Annotated in this window: 15 protein-coding genes; 9 read left to right on the top strand and 6 right to left on the bottom strand. The window is 48.3% G+C overall.

Translation table 11 applies throughout. The features are described 5' to 3' along the window. Positions 1-74 precede the first annotated feature (74 nt). Positions 75-404 (top strand): c-type cytochrome, encoded by a 330-nt coding sequence (locus FXV75_RS02420; RefSeq protein ID WP_148831019.1) that lies wholly within the window; start codon positions 75-77, stop codon positions 402-404. 12 nt (positions 405-416) lie between these two features. On the opposite strand, the gene rep is transcribed toward FXV75_RS02420, so the two are convergent. Further along, positions 417-2,465, bottom strand: coding sequence for a DNA helicase Rep (gene rep, locus FXV75_RS02415; protein WP_148831018.1), 2,049 nt, complete (start codon positions 2,463-2,465; stop codon positions 417-419). A gap of 90 nt (positions 2,466-2,555) precedes the next feature. Further along, the gene (locus tag FXV75_RS02410; RefSeq protein ID WP_148831017.1) at positions 2,556-4,067 is read right to left on the bottom strand and encodes a YifB family Mg chelatase-like AAA ATPase; all 1,512 of its coding nucleotides are present in this window, start codon (positions 4,065-4,067) and stop codon (positions 2,556-2,558) included. Between the two features lie 102 nt (positions 4,068-4,169). Between FXV75_RS02410 and FXV75_RS02405 the strand changes: the two genes are divergently transcribed. Further along, positions 4,170-4,391: a TIGR02450 family Trp-rich protein gene (locus FXV75_RS02405; RefSeq protein ID WP_148831016.1), complete on the top strand. Its 222-nt coding sequence runs from the start codon at positions 4,170-4,172 to the stop codon at positions 4,389-4,391. 26 nt (positions 4,392-4,417) lie between these two features. Here FXV75_RS02405 and FXV75_RS02400 read toward each other — a convergent pair whose 3' ends face one another. Then, positions 4,418-4,726 (bottom strand): accessory factor UbiK family protein, encoded by a 309-nt coding sequence (locus FXV75_RS02400; protein ID WP_262368445.1) that lies wholly within the window; start codon positions 4,724-4,726, stop codon positions 4,418-4,420. 445 nt (positions 4,727-5,171) lie between these two features. On the opposite strand from FXV75_RS02400, the gene glnK reads away from it, so the two are divergent. The 4 genes from glnK (at position 5,172) to radA (ending at position 10,019) form a co-directional block, all read left to right on the top strand. Then, on the top strand, positions 5,172-5,510 hold the full coding sequence (glnK, locus tag FXV75_RS02395; protein WP_012071322.1) for a P-II family nitrogen regulator: 339 nt from the start codon (positions 5,172-5,174) through the stop codon (positions 5,508-5,510). Between the two features lie 38 nt (positions 5,511-5,548). After that, complete coding sequence (locus FXV75_RS02390) at positions 5,549-6,814, top strand: ammonium transporter (protein ID WP_148831015.1); 1,266 nt, start codon at positions 5,549-5,551, stop codon at positions 6,812-6,814. 214 nt (positions 6,815-7,028) lie between these two features. Beyond that, positions 7,029-8,555 carry a carbon-nitrogen hydrolase family protein gene (locus FXV75_RS02385; protein ID WP_148835177.1) on the top strand — a complete coding sequence of 509 codons (1,527 nt, stop codon included), beginning with the start codon at positions 7,029-7,031 and terminating at the stop codon, positions 8,553-8,555. A 75-nt stretch (positions 8,556-8,630) separates the two neighbouring features. Continuing rightward, on the top strand, positions 8,631-10,019 hold the full coding sequence (radA, locus tag FXV75_RS02380) for a DNA repair protein RadA (protein ID WP_148831014.1): 1,389 nt from the start codon (positions 8,631-8,633) through the stop codon (positions 10,017-10,019). Between the two features lie 46 nt (positions 10,020-10,065). Here the strand turns inward: radA and FXV75_RS02375 are convergent, their stop codons facing one another. The 3 genes from FXV75_RS02375 to FXV75_RS02365 form a co-directional block, all read right to left on the bottom strand. Beyond that, positions 10,066-10,350, bottom strand: a complete 285-nt coding sequence (locus FXV75_RS02375) for a DUF1289 domain-containing protein (protein ID WP_148831013.1) — start codon at positions 10,348-10,350, stop codon at positions 10,066-10,068. Between the two features lie 25 nt (positions 10,351-10,375). Further along, positions 10,376-10,957 (bottom strand): alpha/beta hydrolase, encoded by a 582-nt coding sequence (locus FXV75_RS02370; protein WP_262368443.1) that lies wholly within the window; start codon positions 10,955-10,957, stop codon positions 10,376-10,378. Positions 10,958-11,180: 223 nt separating this feature from the next. Further along, complete coding sequence (locus FXV75_RS02365) at positions 11,181-12,671, bottom strand: CoA-acylating methylmalonate-semialdehyde dehydrogenase (RefSeq protein ID WP_148831011.1); 1,491 nt, start codon at positions 12,669-12,671, stop codon at positions 11,181-11,183. Between the two features lie 171 nt (positions 12,672-12,842). On the opposite strand from FXV75_RS02365, the gene FXV75_RS02360 reads away from it, so the two are divergent. The 3 genes from FXV75_RS02360 (at position 12,843) to FXV75_RS02350 (ending at position 18,105) form a co-directional block, all read left to right on the top strand. Continuing rightward, a complete protein-coding gene (locus FXV75_RS02360; protein WP_148831010.1) occupies positions 12,843-13,751 on the top strand; it encodes a LysR family transcriptional regulator in 909 nt (302 codons plus the stop codon). 149 nt (positions 13,752-13,900) lie between these two features. Then, entirely contained in the window at positions 13,901-15,013 is a 1,113-nt protein-coding gene (locus FXV75_RS02355; RefSeq protein WP_148831009.1) for an efflux RND transporter periplasmic adaptor subunit, read from the top strand. 2 nt (positions 15,014-15,015) lie between these two features. Beyond that, positions 15,016-18,105, top strand: a complete 3,090-nt coding sequence (locus FXV75_RS02350; protein WP_148831008.1) for an efflux RND transporter permease subunit — start codon at positions 15,016-15,018, stop codon at positions 18,103-18,105. The last annotated feature ends 31 nt before the right edge of the window (positions 18,106-18,136 follow it).

Below are 18,136 nucleotides of genomic sequence, written 5' to 3'. Positions count from 1 at the left end.
GTTTTTCTCGTTGGTATGGCGTAGATCAAATCGGTTTACGGGTTTTGCTGGCGCTTTTTAATTTGGGGTATCTCATGCTGTGGAAGACTTTTGTGTTTAAAGCCTTGGTGAGTGGCGTTTTGTTAGCGGCTTTTAGCGTCAGTCAGTATGCTTATGCTGAACGCTCCGGTGAGCAAGTTTTTTATACTTATTGCATTGCATGCCATATGAGTGGCGTAGCGGGTGCACCTAAACTGGGAAGCAAAGCAGACTGGCAACCACACATCGATAAAAGCATGGCAACCCTACTGAAAAACGCCATCAGTGGAATCAAGGCGATGCCACCGCGTGGTATGTGTTCCAATTGCACTGACAATGAAATACAAAATACGATTCAGTTTATGATCGATAGCACGGAAAAATAAGCCTTTTAAGCACTAGCCATTTAGCATGGCTTTTAACGCCGATAGGGAGGCCTGGCCACGTTCTTTCTTAGCACTTTCGCCTTCGTCGCCTCGCCCTTCCCATACCAAATCTTCTTCGGGCAACTCATCTAAGAATCGACTCGGTAAACAGTCGATTTCTTCACCGTATTGGCGACGTTTGGCGGCCATGGTAATACACAAGGTTTTCTTCGCGCGGGTAATGCCCACGTAGGCAAGGCGTCGCTCTTCTTCGATGTCGTCATTCTCGATGCTGTTTCTATGAGGCAATAACTCCTCTTCGCAGCCGATCAAAAACACATGCGGGTATTCCAACCCTTTAGAGGCATGCAAAGTAAGCAACTGCACCTTGTCTTCGTCTTCCTCTTCTTCTTGACGTTCTAACATGTCGATTAAAAGTAACTTACTAATGGCTTGATCCAAGCCCGCGGTTTCGTCTTCTTCCCAGGCCGACTCCATCATACGCTGGATCGAATCCAATAAGAAACGTACGTTCTCAATCCGACGATCGCCGGCTTTTGACGACGAGGTTTGCTCTTGTATCCAGCCATAATAATCCATGTCATGAATCATTTGCTCAATGACCGGCACAGGCGACGCGCCTTCTAAGCGTTGGCGAAGCGTCGACATCCAGCGCTCAAATTCCTGTAAACTTCTCAATGAGCGCCCTGTAATCGAGTCTTCCAATTCTTTATAACCAGACGCTTCGAACAAGCTCACACCGCGCTCAGTGGCCAAATTACCGACTTTTTCCAAGGTCGCTGGGCCAATCTCTCGACGCGGCAAATTCACAATACGCAAAAATGCATTGTCGTCTGACGGATTCACTAAAAGACGCAAATAACTCATCAAATCTTTGATTTCAGCACGAGCAAAAAACGACGTGCCGCCGTTCATCTTGTAGGGAATACGATAGGCTTGCAGCTTAATTTCCAATAGTCGTGCTTGATGATTGCCGCGATACAAGATGGCAAAATCCCGATAAGGAATATCGTGACGTAAATGCCGAGACTGAATTTCTGCGGCGACCCGTTCAGACTCGGCGTCTTCATTGCGCGTCACCATAATACGAATCGGATCGCCGACTTCGTGATCGCTCCATAAGGCTTTATCGTGAATATGGGGATTATTTGCTATAAGGGTGTTGGCGGCTTTAAGTATGGTTTTGGTGGAACGATAATTTTGCTCCAGTTTGACTAATTTAAGCGTTGGGTAATCGACTGACAGACGCTCTAAATTTTCTGGTCGCGCACCACGCCACGCATAAATAGACTGATCGTCGTCTCCTACCAAGGTAAAGCAACAACGAAAGCCGGCCAACAAACGGATCAATTCGTACTGGCTGGCGTTGGTGTCTTGGCACTCGTCCACCAGCAAATAGCGCACTTTTTTCTGCCAACGATCGCACAGCTCTTGATCGGCCATGAGCAAGCTCACTGGCAATAAAATCAGATCGTCAAAATCGACGGCGTTGTAAGCTCTTAAATAACGTTGATATTGCGCATAGACTTGCGCGGCCAGCAGAAACTCTTCCGTGTCGGCGTTGGTCATCGCTTCTTGAGGTGTGGTCAGGTCGTTTTTCCAATTCGAAATCGTATGCTGACAATACGCCGCCGAGTCCATTTGACCATTGAATTCTTTGTCTAGAATCTCTTTCACCAGACTCAAAGAGTCCTGCGCATCAAACAGCGTAAAGCCTTCTTTTAAGCCGGCGCGACGGAACTCTTTACGCAGTATCCGCAAGCCCAAATTATGAAACGTCGAGATGCTCAAACCGCGACTTTCAGGCTTAGATAACATGCCCATCACTCGTTCTTTCATCTCGCGAGCGGCTTTATTAGTAAAGGTCACCGCTATAATGCTGCTGGCTTTAAATCCACACGTTTGAATCAAATAGGCGATTTTTGTCGTGATTACACTGGTTTTCCCCGAGCCTGCCCCAGCCAACACCAACAAAGGCCCATCAATTTTCTTAACGGCATCAAGCTGTCGTTCGTTCAAATTGCGTAAACGTTGGGAAATAGACGGTAAAGACTGACTCATGGAAAACCTAGCTCACAAAGTGATGAAAAATACACGTTCAGTGTAACCGACATTCTCCCATCTCGCACGGGCATAATCTCTCTCTTTGCCCTATGACGACACCGCAGCGGACAAGGTTTTTTCCATTTTACGATAGCTTAACGATTCCATCAGGTGCGCCCGGGTGACGTCGCTATCACTGAGGTCGGCCAGTGTTAACGCTACTTTTAACACGCGATGATAGGCACGGGCTGAGAGTTTGAGTTTTTCTAGGGCTTGCTGCATAAACTGTTTGTCATTCTCACTGAGCGCACAGATGCTTTCTAGCTGTCGGCCGCTGAGCAAAGCATTTTGCATGCCTTGACGTGAACGTTGACGGGCTACCGCGCGTTCGACGCGTTCACGCACGCTGGCGCTGCACTCGCCTTCTTCTTGGGCATTTACCAACACACTTGAGGGCAAAGGCGGTACCTCGACATGCAAATCAATGCGATCTAAAAAAGGCGCTGAGAGTTTTTTTAAATATTTTTGGCTCGCGCTGGACTGGTAGTAATCTTGTCCACCGCTGTAAGCTTCGTTGCTCGCGTTCATCGCAGCCACGAGTTGAAACCGAGACGGGAAGGTCACTTGGCCACGCGCTCGTGAAATATGGACTTCGCCACTTTCGAGTGGTTCACGCAGTACTTCAAGCACTTTTCGGTCAAATTCGGGCAATTCATCAAGAAAAAGCACACCACAATGGGCCAACGATGCTTCACCCGGTTTCGGAATAGAGCCTCCACCCACTAACGCGGCGGCGGAACAAGAATGGTGTGGCGACCGAAAGGGCCGCTCCGACCAGTGCCAATCTAGCCCCATTTTTCGACCTGCGACCGATTGCACCGACGCCACAGCCAAGGCTTCGGCCTCCGTCATTGCAGGCATAATGCTCGGCAGCCTCGATGCTAACATGGTTTTTCCCGTGCCAGCCGGACCAATAAACAACAGATTATGCCCACCGGCGGCGGCAACTTCTAACGCACGTCTAGCTTGATATTGGCCTTTAACATCGCGCATGTCTTTGTGGTCCAACGGTAACGGTTCGCTGGGTTTAGACACACAATCCGGTAACGTAATGGACTTGAGTAAGTGGGCAGTCACTTGCGTTAGATGCTTTGCAAACACAGCGTTACTGTCGACCAGAGCCGCTTCTTGTTGATTGTCTTCTGGTAAAATCAACTGTCGATTCGCATGATGGCACGCAATCGCAGAAGGCAACAATCCGGGCACGCCTCGTATGTCCCCCGACAGTGCCAGCTCACCGATAAACTCAATATCGCGCACGTTTATATCACCCAATTGCCCCGACGCCACCAATACACTGATAGCAATCGCCAAATCATAACGGCCGCCTTCTTTCGGTAAATCCGCTGGAGCAAGGTTAATGGTCACTCTCTTAGTGGGAAATTCAAAATGGCTGTTGATAATCGCACTGCGCACGCGATCTTTTGATTCACGCACCGCCGCCTCAGGAAGACCGACAATGTTTAACGAGGGTAAACCGTTGGAAATGTGTGTTTCAACCGTGACTAAAGGGGAAGACACGCCGACACGGGCGCGACTGTAAATGGTGGCTAAACTCATGATCACTCCTTGATCCAAAAAAATACGCAACGACGAAGAATCCCGCTTGCGACTTGGTACGTACTGTAAAACAACGTTAACTTCATTCGACGAGAGAACCTAATGCCGACTCACCGCCTTAATCCCAACAAATTACTGATGTCTAAATGGACGTCCACATCACCACAGCAAAAAGAGAAACATTTTTTGGTCACACAACTCATCCGTAATGAAGCCGATATGGTTGTCGACTGCATTATAGAAGCGGTGATCAATCGTAACCAGTATCAATTGCCTTGGCAGAATCTGACATCAGCAACTGACTGGCAGCAAGGCTGGAAATAATTCAGTCCAACCATGCAGACAGTGCGTTAATCTTTTTGTTCCAATACGGTTAAGCGTGCTTCTAACGCCGCCAGTTTTTCACGGTATTTTACCAACATGGCGGCCTGCACCTCGAATTCTTCTCGTGTGACTAAGTCCATTTTTTGCAATGTATTACGTGCAACATCATGAAGCTGCGCTTGAATTTCCTCTTTCGGCAATTTCCCTAAAGTTTCTGCTGCCTGCTCTAATCCGGTGCCAAGTTGTTTTATAAACTGATCGATCATGTGATTCTCATTCTTTGCATTAACAATATTGAACAGTATAGAGACCTTAAGACCGTCAATACAAGCCATCTCTAACGCCTCATTAAAGGATCACGCGTTTCTTCGGTGCGTTTTACGCTTGAAGTGATTCCCGCCCTTCTTATAGTCGCCTCTTTATTGTGCATATAAAGCAATGTTCGTACTTTTTACCGCCTTAAAAGCCACTAAAAACGCCATTAAACTTCACTGTCACAATCCGTTCATTTTCTGATCAGAAGCAATGATATAGCGGCTTGAGCGATATTTTGACCGATGGCTTTTTTACGCTGCGCACCAAGTTAACGCAACAATGCAAACAAACAGCCCAATTTGCTGCACAAAATACGTTCTAATTGCGCTTTCCCCAACACGGCGAACCCTAACTAAGCGAAACGTCCCACGCTGTATGGGGTAATCCATTTCTGGCACGCATATTGAATAAGGCTAAGTACCTGCGATACGACAATAAAACTGACTTTTTAAGGAGACAGTGGGTATGAAGCTTATAACTGCCATCATCAAGCCATTTAAACTCGATGATGTTCGAGAAGCACTTTCTGAAATCGGCGTCCAAGGGATCACCGTCACAGAAGTCAAAGGTTTCGGACGTCAAAAGGGTCACACAGAATTATACCGCGGCGCGGAATACGTTGTGGATTTTTTACCAAAAGTAAAAATCGAATTGGCGATTGCCGACGAGATGACCGATCAAGTTGTTGAAGCCATTACTGGCGCAGCAAACACAGGCAAAATTGGCGACGGTAAAATCTTTATCGTTAACCTAGAACAAGCGGTTCGTATTCGTACCGGCGAGACGGGTGTAGAAGCGGTTTAATTACGGCTGACTCATACAAGCCTTTAGGGGGGCGAAACATGCAAGATCAAATTTTTCACTTACAATATGCCATGGATACCTTTTACTTTTTGGTGTGTGGCGCGCTGGTTATGTGGATGGCAGCTGGGTTTGCCATGTTGGAAGCAGGTCTAGTACGTGCAAAAAACACCACAGAAATTCTTACTAAAAACGTCGCCTTGTTTGCCATTTCTTGCATCATGTATTTGGTGTGTGGTTACGCCATCATGTACGGTGGTGACTGGTTTTTAACGGGGATTCAAGATGTAGATGTCGACTCTACCTTGACGGATTTTGCTGGTCGCGAAGACGGCTTCGTCGGCGGCTCTATCTATTCAGGCGCGTCTGATTTCTTCTTCCAAGTTGTATTCGTTGCAACAGCCATGTCCATTGTGTCTGGGGCCGTTGCGGAACGTATGAAGCTATGGGCATTCCTTGTGTTTGCGGTAGTCATGACGGGGTTCATCTACCCAATGGAAGGTAACTGGACATGGGGCGGCGGTTCTGTATTCGGTATGTTTAGCCTTGGCGACCTTGGCTTCACTGACTTCGCCGGTTCCGGTATCGTTCACATGGCGGGTGCGTCTGCTGCACTAGCGGGTGTATTGGTACTGGGCGCTCGTAAAGGCAAATACGGTCCTAACGGTGAAGTACGTGCCATTCCTGGTGCAAACCTACCTCTAGCAACGCTAGGTACATTCATCCTTTGGATGGGTTGGTTCGGTTTCAACGGTGGTTCTGTTCTCAAACTTGGCGACATCGCCAGCGCAAACTCTGTTGCTATGGTGTTCTTGAACACAAACGCAGCGGCAGCAGGTGGTGCAATTGGTGCGCTTATCCTAGCTCGTATCCTATTCGGTAAAGCCGATCTAACCATGCTTCTAAACGGCGCATTGGCTGGTTTGGTTGCCATCACAGCCGGTCCAGACACACCGTCTGCTCTAGGCGCGACTCTGATTGGTCTTGTGGGTGGTTTGATTGTTGTTGTGTCTATCCTGACGCTAGACAAATTAAAAATTGATGATCCGGTCGGTGCGATTTCAGTACATGGTGTGGTCGGTCTTTGGGGTCTATTAGCGGTTCCTCTTACCAACGACGGTACAACGTTCGGTGGACAAATCGCCGGCGCGCTAACCATCTTCGTTTGGGTGTTCTTCTCTAGTTTGGTGGTTTGGTTAGTCATCAAAGCCATCATGGGTGTTCGAGTGACAGAAGAAGAAGAATACGAAGGCGTTGATATGTCTGAGTGTGGTATGGAAGCCTACCCTGAGTTTGGAAAAAAATAACGCTACATATAAGTAACTTCTTTGTTCAGTAATCAAAACCCTCGCCTCGGCGGGGGTTTTCTATTTGCATCTACGTTAAGTAATTATTTATCAAGTAACGATTATCAAGTAGCCATTATCAAGTAACTATTTTATTTAGGCCTTTATCGTCTACTTCCCCACTTCGATAAAGGCTATCATGCACAAAACCTACGACCGACTTATTGAGGCCACCATGAGAGAAGATCTGCATTTAACCATTCGTAACCTAACCAACAACGATTACGAACAAGTCAAAATCCTAATGGATAAGGTCTATCATGACATTGGCGGCTCTTGGCCAGAACACACCATTCATCAACTGATTAAAGATTTTCCTGAAGGCCAAATTTGCCTAGAAGACCACGGCAAAATCGTCGGTATTGCCTTGTCGGTGCAAGTCAGTTACCAGCGCTTCAGTAACCCACACACCTACGACGATCTAGTCGATCAAAAAGAAAACATTTTAAACGATGCGCTAGGCGACGCTATGTACGGCTTAGACGCACTCATCGCGCCAGAATATCGTGGCTATCGCTTAGGGCGACGATTGTACGAAGCGCGTAAAGACTTGTGCCGTCAGCATAATTTGCGTGCTATTTTAGCCGGTGGACGCATCCCGAGCTATCACGAACACGCTCACGAAATGAGCCCTGCCGAATACCTAGAAGCCGTACGCGAACGCAAAATCTACGACCCTATTCTCACCTTCCAGCTATCCAACGATTTTCAAGTCACGCGCCTATTAAAACGCTACATGCCAGAGGACGAAAAGTCCCAAGGTTATGCTACGTTATTAGAATGGAAAAATATTTTCTTCGAGCCTGACACGAATGTGATTCGTTCACGCAAAACCCAAGTTCGAATCGGTGCGATTCAGTGGCAAATGCGCGAAGTAGAAAGTGTTGACGAATTACTCAAACAAGTTGAATACTTCATTGATGCCGTCTCCGACTACAAAAGTGATTTTGTGCTCTTCCCAGAATTTTTTAATGCGCCCTTGATCGGACTCAGCCCAGACCAAAGCAATCAAACCGAAGCCATACGTTTTTTAGCCAGTTACACTGAGCGCTTTAAAAATGAAATGAGCCAGTTTGCGGTGGGTTATAATATCAACGTCATTACCGGCTCTATGCCCGTGATCGAAGATGACATTGTTTATAACGTGAGTTATTTATGTCGCCGCGATGGCACCGTAGAAGAACAGAAAAAAATCCACATTACGCCTCACGAGCGCCGCGATTGGGTCATTCAAGGCGGTAACGAAATTCGTGTCTTCAATACCGACGCCGGCCGTGTGGGCATCTTGATCTGCTACGATGTGGAATTCCCAGAACTGGGCCGCTTGTTAGCGGAACAAGACATGGACATTCTATTTGTGCCTTTCTGGACCGACACAAAAAATGGCTATTTGCGTGTGCGTCGTTGTGCACAAGCCCGCGCCATTGAAAACGAATGTTACGTGGTGATTTGCGGCAGCTGTGGGAACTTACCACAAGTGGAAAACCTCGACATTCAGTATTCACAAAGCTCGGTCTTTTCACCGTCTGACTTTTCCTATCCACACGATGCCGTTATGGCCGAAACCACCGCGAACACCGAAATGATCATGTTCTCTGACTTGGATTTAGATAAGTTAAAATTGACGCGCAGCGAAGGCTCAGTCAATAACTTAAAGGATCGCCGTACCGATTTATATTCACTTAGTTGGAAAAAAGCGTGATCCAACCAACATCACTGACACAACATCACTGACACAACATCACTGACACAACCTCACTGAAAAGAAGAGACTCACATGGCCAAAGCAAAAACCGCCTTTGTCTGCAACGAATGTGGCGCAGACTACGTAAAATGGCAAGGACAATGCCAGGCGTGCAGCGCATGGAATTCCCTGTCAGAGATACGCCTAACATCGGGTAAAACGTCGGCTCGCGTGTCCGCCGCGCAAGACCCACGTTATCAAGGCTACGCCGGTGCTGTGACAGGCATTCAGAATTTGTCCGACATCGACCTTGGGGATGTGCCGCGCTTTAGTTCCGGCGCCAATGAGTTCGACCGCGTGCTTGGCGGTGGCTTGGTGCCAGGGGGTGTTGTACTAATCGGCGGATCACCCGGCGCCGGAAAAAGTACGCTTTTGCTGCAGACCATGTGTTGGCTTGCGCAACAACAAAGTGCGCTCTATGTCACAGGGGAAGAATCCTTGCAGCAAGTGGCCATGCGCGCGCAGCGTCTTGGTTTGCCGACGCAACATCTGAAAATGCTTTCGGAAACCAACGTTGAAGCAATATTGACCATCGCTCAGCAGGTGAAACCGAAAGTCATGGTCATCGACTCAATTCAAGTCATGCACCTTGATGGCATCGAATCCGCCCCCGGCAGTGTATCGCAAGTGCGTGAAAGCGCTGCCGTATTGACACGTTTTGCCAAACAAACGCAAACCGCCGTCTTGCTCGTCGGTCACGTCACGAAAGACGGCACACTGGCGGGACCAAAAGTCTTAGAACACATGGTGGACTGCTCAGTGCTGCTGGAAGGCTCAGAAGACTCACGCTTTCGGACCCTGCGCGGCATGAAGAATCGATTCGGAGCAGTTAACGAGTTGGGTGTTTTTGCCATGCTCGAAAACGGCTTGAAAGAGGTGAAAAATCCCAGCTCAATTTTCTTGAATCGCAGCAAACACCCAGCCGCCGGAAGCCTAGTGATGGTGGTATGGGAAGGCACGCGCCCCTTGCTAGTGGAATTACAAGCATTGGTCGACGACTCTGCCTTGGGTAACCCAAGACGCGTTACCGTGGGGTTTGATCATAATCGCCTCGCCATGCTACTCGCCGTATTGCACAAACACGGTGGCTTACTGACCTCAGATCAGGATGTGTACTTAAACGTTGTTGGCGGCGTAAAAGTTCTGGAAACCAGTGCGGATTTGGCCGCCATCGCGGCGGTGGTGTCGAGCTTTCGAGACCGAGTATTACCGCACGATTTAGTCGTATTGGGGGAAGTGGGGTTATCCGGTGAAATTCGCCCTGTTCCTTCGGGTCAAGAGCGCATCAGTGAAGCCGCGAAACACGGCTTTACGCGTGCGGTCGTGCCGAAAGCCAATTGCCCGAAAAAGCCAATAGACGGCATGAAAGTGATCGGTGTTGATCGGTTATCCGAAGCGTTAGAGGCTATTTTTGAACAGTAGTTTTTTAAGAACGCCCTTGTTATTAAAAGTCAGTGGTTCTTAAAAGTCAGTCGCTTTTAAACGTAAATAAATCGTCCAACGGGGCGGCTTCCATACCGTAAGGCAGCGCTTTGGACGAGTCGGCTGCTAATCGATCTTGACGCGCTTTGAGCAAACGCACTCGGCGCTGTTTACACAAATCCAATACATGATGACGCGCCTCGTTGGACAATGAAAACCAATGAAAGCGCTCGTCTCGGCTGCGTAAACAGCCCTTACAAAAGCCTTTTGCGCTGTTCTCACACACACCACGACAGGGGCTTTCTATGGCAAATAATTCTATTTGTTCCATTTGGATTCCTGTTGCTTCGCTCGCATTATTCTGTCGCTAGCTGAAAATCATACACTTCTTCTGGGGATAAGAAATACACACGCTCCGCAGGGGCTGCATCCAGTGAAAACCAATAAAAACGTTCGGTAATGCCCATTTCCAAATAGAAATTCACGTACACAGCGTGTACAGGGTCTGCAATATTAAGCGCCTCGGCTGTCATCGCAGAGCCATCCGACCACGCATGAACGCCGACGCCAGCTCCCGGGCCTATAGTGCGATCTACCCCACCTAAGAATAAATCCACACCACCTGACAACACATAACCCGTTGACGCAATGTGCGTATTCAACCCCAAACGACGAATCAGCCGTGCGCCTTCCATCGTCGCCTGTTGATCCACCGAGCCTGGTACATCCACCAGCACCAAATCGGTCACATTGGGATGCTGTTCGACCATGTCACTCAGCGTGTTCACCAAATTGCTGTCCAAGACACCAAACAAGTAGGCGTAGTTATCTTCCACTTCAATACTCAAAGCACGAGCCGATTCACGCTTAATCCCAGGCTCAGACGATGCGGCGCAACCCACTAAAAGCAGCACAGCAAAAAGCCATGACCACGACATTGCCCTTGCACCTAATTGACTCGCCTTCATAACACACCCAGCCGATTGAAAAAAACATCATAGCACTAGGCCATACCAGAGCAAAGCAAGCATCAGCTTGGGTTTTATTCGCATAAAAAAAAGCCACTCATCTTGCGATGAGCGGCCATGAAACACATTTAGCACACATCTATTCATGCCACAAAAAGATACGTCACAACATCAGTCAGAGTGCCGTTAACCACTAAGATGGGAAAGCAAAGCTCTTACCCTCACGAACACCAGCTGAAGGCCAGCGCTGGGTGATGGTTTTACGCTTGGTGTAAAAACGCACTGCGTCTGGACCATAAGCATGCAGATCACCAAATAAAGAGCGCTTCCAACCGCCAAAACTGTGGTACGCCACGGGAACCGGTAAAGGCACGTTAATGCCGACCATGCCCACTTCAATGTGATCTGAAAAGTAACGTGCCGCTTCGCCGTCGCGGGTAAAAATACAAGTGCCGTTGCCGTATTCGTGGTCATTGATCAGCGTCATGGCCTCTTCCATGGTGTCCACGCGAATCACTTGCAGCACAGGACCAAAAATTTCTTGCTGATAGCTGTCCATGTTTTTCGTCACGCCATCAATGAGCGTCGCGCCTACGAAAAAGCCGTTTTCATAGCCGGCAACGTGTGGATAACGACCATCCACCACCACCGTAGCACCTTGTGCTTCGGCGCTGTCGATAAAGCCTACCACCTTGTCTTTATGTTCTTGGGTAATGACTGGGCCAAAATCGTTACTTTTATCGGAGCATTCGCCAACTTTTAGTGGCTTCATTGCTTCCGCCATTTTACTGATCAAGGCATCGCCGGCCGCTTTACCGACGGTGACCGCAACCGACAAGGCCATGCAACGCTCGCCTGACGAGCCAAATGCCGCGCCCAACAATTGGCTCACCACGTTATCCATGTCGGCATCTGGCATCACAATCGCGTGATTTTTTGCGCCGCCCAGTGCTTGGCAGCGCTTACCATTGGCGCTGGCTTTGCTGTAAATGTATTCCGCAATCGGCGTAGATCCGACAAAGCTCACGGCTTTGACACGCTTATCTTCCAATAAAGTATCCACCGCGACCTTGTCGCCGTTGACCACATTGAATACCCCCGCTGGCAAACCCGCTTCGTGCAGTAATTCCGCAAGAAATAACGCGGTACTGGGGTCCCGTTCGGACGGTTTTAACACAAACGTATTGCCACACACGATCGCCATCGGAAACATCCACAGGGGCACCATCGCGGGGAAATTAAACGGCGTAATGCCGGCAACCACGCCCAGCGGCTGAAACTCGCTCCAAGAATCGATGTTCGGACCGACGTTTTTGCTGTATTCGCCTTTAAGCAATTCAGGCGCGCCACAGGCGTATTCGACGTTTTCAATACCGCGCTGCAATTCACCGGCGGCGTCGTGGCAAATCTTGCCGTGTTCAGCGCCGATCAATTCACAAATTTTATCCGCGTGCTTTTCCAACAGCGCCTTATATTGAAACATCACTCGAGCGCGTTTCAGGGGTGGTGTATTTCGCCATTCTGGGTACGCTGCTTGAGCGGCGGCGATCGCGTCTTCGACGGTGTCTTTTGACGCGATGGCGACTTTTTTCGCCACGTTCCCCGTCGCTGGGTTAAATACATCTTGTGTACGGGCGGCGTCTTGTGAGGCGTTGCCTCCAATGAAATGTCCAATAATTTCCATAACAGCGTGGTCTCTCTACTCTAAAAGGGCTTTATAAAAAATTCATAAATAACGATGATTGACACTACTATGCCAGAGGAATAGATTATAAAAATCTGAATCTATTAACGCTTAGTTAACGTATTACTTAACCATTATTACAGACTAACCAAAAGAGAAGAAAGCCAAGCCATGAATAAATTTCAAAGTCAGGTCAGTGATGCAGATTTACGCATTTTACGGATTTTTAGAACCGTAGTGGAGTGCGGTGGCTTTTCCGCCGCCGAGGTTGAGCTCAACATCAGCCGCGCCGCGATCAGCATTGCCATGTCGGATCTAGAAACTCGACTTGGATTTCGGCTTTGCCAGCGTGGTCGCTCGGGTTTTTCACTCACCAATGAAGGCAGCCAAGTCTACGACCATACCCTGCAACTGCTTTCTTCGATTGAAGATTTTCGTACACACATCAACGCGTTACATCAGCACTTAAAAGGCGAGCTGAACATTGGCATCACCGATAATTTGGTCACCTTACCCCATACGCGCATTACACAAACACTTGCTGGGCTCAAAGACCGAGGCCCACAAGTCACCATTAACATTCGTATGATACCGCCTACCGATATAGAACGCGGCGTACTCGACGGACGCTTGCACGTCGGCATAGTGCCCGACCTAAAGATCCTCAGCGGCTTAGATTATCACCCCCTATATGAAGAAGAATCCAAGCTCTATTGCAGCGACACTCACCCACTTTTTGATCTAAACGAAAACGACCTGAGCAAAACCACACTGAAAAATTTTGACGCGGTACTGCCCGCCTACGCCCAAACGCCCGAGGTCAAAGCACAACATCAGCCACTCACCACCAGCGCCACGGCAACAGACCGCGAAGGCATCGCGTTTTTGATTCTAACGGGGCGTTACATTGGCTTTTTACCCGACCACGTGGCCGCGCACTGGATTCGAGATGGTCGGATGAGAGCGATTCTGCCCAATGAATGCCGCTATGTGACCCAGTTCTCCGCAATTACTCGCAAGGGCGCAAGAGCAAACCTTATTTTAGAAACCTTTCTTGAAGAACTGGCCAAAACCCAATAGCCGGTGCTTTATTGGGGTTAACATTGCAAGATATTCTTAATTGGGAATATCTTTCATATATATTTAAAAGTTCATATCCTAACGCTAGAGATATAAAATAGATTCATCTTGCTACGCCTTCTATATCCTCAATGTTTACGGAGTTATGAATGAACCCTCAAAAACGCTTACCTACAATAATGGGTATGACGCTCGCGGCGTCACTACTGATAACCGGTTGCTCACCAGCCGAAGAAAACGTCATCGTAGAAAAAGACATTATTCGTCCTGTCAAATTGGTCACTATTAACGCCACGGACACCGTGAATATTCGTCGCTTCCCGGCCGAATTAAAAGCCAGCGAAGAAGCCGACATTGCTTTTCGTGTCGGCGGCCAATTAATGACGCTTAACGTCGTCGCAGGCCAGCGTGTCAATAAAGGCGACTTACTGGCTGTGTTAGACCCTACCGACTTCAAACTGCAAGTCGAACTCGCACAAGCAAACCAAAGTCTGGCTGACGCCCAGTTTAAACGTATTCAGAATTTGTTACGTCAAAACGCCACCACGCAAGCGCAATACGACACCACAAAAGCGACACTCGATCAGGCGAATAACGCCCTACAAACCGCCAAAAACCAGCTTAAATACACCCAAGTTTACGCGCCTTTCAAGGGCGTTATCTCGTCCGTAGCGACAGAGAACTTTCAGTATGTGAGCGCCACCGAGACGTTAATGCACATTCAAAACATCGACGATTTGGACATTGAATTCCAAGTTCCTGAAAGCCTAGTGGTTAGCATTAGATCAACAGACTCTAGCTATCGGCCTAATGTGGTTGTGGATGTTGCACCAAACGAACCCCTAACCGGCGTGTATAAAGAACACAACACAACACCGGATGAAACCACAAAAGCCTACGACGTGACCTTACAATTGATTCGAAACAACGCCTCAGCTCACACCTTGTTACCGGGCATGACGGCGAACGTAGACATTGATTTGAGCCGTCTATTGGGGCAGAAAAAACATTTTACCGTCCCCGTAGAAGCCGTGTTGCGTCATGAAGACACCACGACAGGAACGTCCAACAACACCGTGTGGGTATACAATAAAAGCACCGAGAAAGTCAGTGCTCGCGTGGTGACGCTTGGTACATTGCAGAACGATCAAATTGAGATTATATCGGGGCTTGAAGCGGGTGATCAAATTGTCGCGGCAGGGGTAAACAGCTTAACCGACCGCATGCACGTGCGTCCTTGGACTCGTGAGCGTGGCCTATAATTATGGATATTGCAGCGTACTTTATTAATCGAAAAGTCACCAGTTGGATGATCACACTGATCTTATTGATCGGTGGTATCATTGCATTTAGCAACCTTGGGCAATTAGAAGACCCTGAATTCACCATCAAAGACACTCTAATCATCACCTATTATCCAGGCGCATCGCCGGAACAGGTCGAAGAAGAAGTCACTTACCCTATTGAACGAGAACTGCAAAACTTACCGTATGTGGACAAGATCACGTCCACCTCTAAGGCGGGTTATTCTAAAGTTCAGCTGACCATCAAAGACACTTACCGAGCCAAAGAATTAAAGCAAATTTGGGACGAGGTGCGTAAGAAAATTCGCGACATCACGGGCACCTTTCCAAAAGGCGTCGCTACGCCTATGGTACTGGACGATTTTGGTGATGTGTACGGTGTCATGCTTGCCATCAATGGCGAAGGCTATCCTTACAAAGACCTGGAAAACTACGTTGACTATGTCAAACGTGAGTTGGTTTTGGTTGATGGTGTAGCAAAAGTCGCGGTCGCTGGTGAACAAAACGAGCAGGTCACCATCGAAATTTCGCGCTCTAAACTGACCAATATGGGCATTGCTCCGAGCCAGTTAGAAACACTGCTTTCCAATCAAAACAGCGTCTCTAATGCCGGCCGTGTTAAAGTAGGCAGTGAGTACATTCGCATTAGCCCAACCGGAGAGTTTAACGACATCTCCGAATTGGAAAACCTCATTGTCGGCACGCCAGCAGACGGCAAGCTCATTCGCCTAAGAGACATCGCGACCATTAAGCGCGAATACGCCGAGCCACAAACTCACATTGTTAACTTTAATGGCGCTAAGTCTTTGCTGCTTGGCATCTCGTTTTCATCGGGCGTCAACGTGGTGAAAATCGGCGAGGCGTTAGAAAATCGCATCGAAGAACTGCAATACCAACAGCCTGTTGGCTTAAACATGGACACGATTTATTTTCAGTCCAAGGAAGTGGATCGTTCTGTGTCTAACTTCTTACTGAATTTGGTCGAAGCCGTGGGCATTGTTATCTTGGTGCTCTTGGTATTCATGGGCATTCGCTCCGGGATTTTGATCGGTATCATCTTGTTGCTCACTATTTTGGGCACCTTTATTGTGATGGATTACCTTCACATCAATTTACAACGTATCTCCTTGGGCGGCTTGATTATCGCACTCGGTATGCTGGTCGATAACGCCATTGTGGTTACTGAAGGGGTGTTAATCGGCTTACAGCGCGGCATGACCAAGGTGCAAGCCGCCAGCGCCGTGGTAAAACAAACCAAATGGCCCTTGCTGGGCGCGACTGTGATTGCCGTTACGGCGTTTGCGCCTATTGGTTTGTCGCCAGACGCCGTTGGGGAATTTGTCGGCTCGTTGTTTTATGTCTTGTTGATCTCCTTGTTATTAAGCTGGTTAACCGCCATCACGCTTACGCCGTTCTTTTGTGATTTGTTCTTTAAGGAAACCATTGCGAAAGCAAACAGCGAAGAAGGCGCCTCTTCAGACACAATTGACCCATATAAAGGCTTTATTTTCACGGGCTACAAATGGTTACTCGATAAAGCCATGCACTTTCGTTGGGTCACGGTTGTCTTATTGGTAGGCAGCTTATTCACCGCTGGATGGGCGTTCCAATTTGTGAAACAGTCGTTCTTTCCGCCGTCCACAACGCCGATGGTGTACATGGACATTCGGATGCCAGAAGGCACACACATTGAAGATACTTACCAAACCGTCGCCAGAATTGAGCAGGATCTATTAAAAGACGAACGCATTGACTCTGTCACATCGACCACAGGGCAAGGCGCACTGCGTTTCATGCTGACCTACACGGCAGAGCAAGCGAACTCCAGCTACGCTCAGTTTATTGTTCGTACCAGCAACACAGAAGTGATTCCTGGCCTCTTAAAAGACCTGTATTACACCATGCAGGAAGACTACCCAGAACTGGAAGTGAAGCTACAACGCCTACAATTAGGCCCCTCAACTGGTTCTAAATTAGAAACACGCATCAGTGGCCCAGATCCTAAAAAATTGCGTCAGATTAGTGCTCAGATCCAAGAAATCTATCGTGCAGATGGCGGTCTTGAAAGCATCAAGGACAACTGGCGTCAGCCGGTCAAGGTGTTGCGTCCTATTTTTAACGACGCGCAAGCTCGACGTTTAGGCATCAGCAAAACAGAGCTGGACGATGTCTTGCTGACCAACTTCACAGGGTCTCAAATTGGCTTGTATCGTGAAGGGACAGATTTGTTGCCAATAGTACGCACCGCACCTGAAAACGAACGTGTGTCGATCGATCAAATCCGCGATTTGCAGATTTACAGCCCAGCAACCGGCTCCTATGTCACCTTGTCGACCTTAGTGTCTGGCTTTGAAACCGTGTGGGAAGATCCAATCATTGAACGTCGCGATCGTAAACGTACCATCACGGTAATGGCCGACCCTAAAATCTTAGGCGACGAAACCGCCATGGCGATTTTTAGTCGCACCCGTGCCGCCATAGAAGCCATTGAATTACCACCAGGCTATGCCATGGAGTGGGGCGGTGAATACGAAAGCAGCACCGACGCACAAGCGAACATCTTCAAAGCTTTGCCAATGGGCTACCTGTTTATGTTCATTATTACTATCTTGTTGTTCAACTCCATTCGTGTGCCACTGACGATTTGGTTCTGTGTGCCACTGGCGTTAATCGGTGTATCGACAGGCTTATTGGTGATGAACTCAGCGTTTAGCTTCATGGCGCTGTTAGGGTTCTTAAGCTTGTCGGGCATGACCGTAAAAAATGGTATCGTTTTGGCCGATCAAATCAACTACGAAATGGAACAAGGCACCGAGCAATATCAGGCGATTTTCAACTCCGCTGTAAGTCGAGTTCGTCCGGTGTGCATGGCCGCTATTACCACCATTTTGGGCATGGTTCCCTTGCTGTATGATGCCTTCTTTGAGGGCATGGCTGTGGTCATTTCGTTTGGTTTGGGCTTTGCCACGGTGTTAACCTTGATCGCGGTTCCTGTGTTTTATTCAATCTTATTCCGAGTAAAATACCGTCATCATCGTGATTTTGACTAACTTCTGAACTGACAGGCGCCGACCTCTTTAC

Origin of the sequence: Marinomonas sp. IMCC 4694 (assembly GCF_008122525.1) — a bacterium.
GTDB lineage: Bacteria > Pseudomonadota > Gammaproteobacteria > Pseudomonadales > Marinomonadaceae > Marinomonas.
Note: the sequence above shows the minus strand (reverse complement) of the source record. Positions and strands in the feature narration are given on the sequence as shown.

Coding starts and splice junctions, on each gene's coding strand:
- FXV75_RS02360 (WP_148831010.1), top strand. CDS start 12,843: ATGAATAAATTTCAAAGTCAGGTCAGTGATGCAGATTTACGCATTTTA.
- FXV75_RS02365 (WP_148831011.1), bottom strand. CDS start 12,671: ATGGAAATTATTGGACATTTCATTGGAGGCAACGCCTCACAAGACGCC.
- FXV75_RS02420 (WP_148831019.1), top strand. CDS start 75: ATGCTGTGGAAGACTTTTGTGTTTAAAGCCTTGGTGAGTGGCGTTTTG.
- FXV75_RS02390 (WP_148831015.1), top strand. CDS start 5,549: ATGCAAGATCAAATTTTTCACTTACAATATGCCATGGATACCTTTTAC.
- FXV75_RS02385 (WP_148835177.1), top strand. CDS start 7,029: ATGAGAGAAGATCTGCATTTAACCATTCGTAACCTAACCAACAACGAT.
- glnK (WP_012071322.1), top strand. CDS start 5,172: ATGAAGCTTATAACTGCCATCATCAAGCCATTTAAACTCGATGATGTT.
- FXV75_RS02400 (WP_262368445.1), bottom strand. CDS start 4,726: ATGGCTTGTATTGACGGTCTTAAGGTCTCTATACTGTTCAATATTGTT.
- FXV75_RS02375 (WP_148831013.1), bottom strand. CDS start 10,350: ATGGAACAAATAGAATTATTTGCCATAGAAAGCCCCTGTCGTGGTGTG.
- FXV75_RS02405 (WP_148831016.1), top strand. CDS start 4,170: ATGCCGACTCACCGCCTTAATCCCAACAAATTACTGATGTCTAAATGG.
- FXV75_RS02350 (WP_148831008.1), top strand. CDS start 15,016: ATGGATATTGCAGCGTACTTTATTAATCGAAAAGTCACCAGTTGGATG.
- FXV75_RS02355 (WP_148831009.1), top strand. CDS start 13,901: ATGAACCCTCAAAAACGCTTACCTACAATAATGGGTATGACGCTCGCG.
- FXV75_RS02370 (WP_262368443.1), bottom strand. CDS start 10,957: ATGTCGTGGTCATGGCTTTTTGCTGTGCTGCTTTTAGTGGGTTGCGCC.
- rep (WP_148831018.1), bottom strand. CDS start 2,465: ATGAGTCAGTCTTTACCGTCTATTTCCCAACGTTTACGCAATTTGAAC.
- radA (WP_148831014.1), top strand. CDS start 8,631: ATGGCCAAAGCAAAAACCGCCTTTGTCTGCAACGAATGTGGCGCAGAC.
- FXV75_RS02410 (WP_148831017.1), bottom strand. CDS start 4,067: ATGAGTTTAGCCACCATTTACAGTCGCGCCCGTGTCGGCGTGTCTTCC.